Raw genomic sequence first — 354 nt, 5'->3', positions numbered from 1 at the left:
CGCGTTTCAGTTCAAAATCGTGATCCTGCCAGAAATGGACATACAGCTTGCCGTCCTCAACCTCGATTTCACGTTGCTCAAAGCCCTCGCCCCAGCCATCGCTGTACTGGCCGGAAATGTAATTGCAGAGGACGGTCTGCTCATCATCGAGCAGAGGTTCTTTCAGCTCCACGGTCAGACAGCCGCAGAGCTTGTTGCCATGCACCTCGACGGACGGGATGGCCGTAACTACCTTGCCGCGAACCGAATCGTCCTCGTGATAATACTGCATGAGGTCGCCGCCAAAGTCGCGGGTATCATTTTCGACGGCATCGCGGATGGCTGTCTCGTATTCCAGCAGTTCATGCCCGTCCT

Annotated in this window: 1 pseudogene; it reads right to left on the bottom strand. The window is 55.6% G+C overall.

Annotated elements, in window-relative coordinates:
• Positions 1-354: pseudogene (locus NE623_RS14505) on the bottom strand (hypothetical protein); the annotation flags it as partial.

The sequence above is a fragment of the Gemmiger formicilis genome (assembly GCF_024462815.1).
Taxonomy (GTDB): domain Bacteria; phylum Bacillota; class Clostridia; order Oscillospirales; family Ruminococcaceae; genus Gemmiger.
This window is presented reverse-complemented; position numbering and strand designations above follow the sequence as displayed.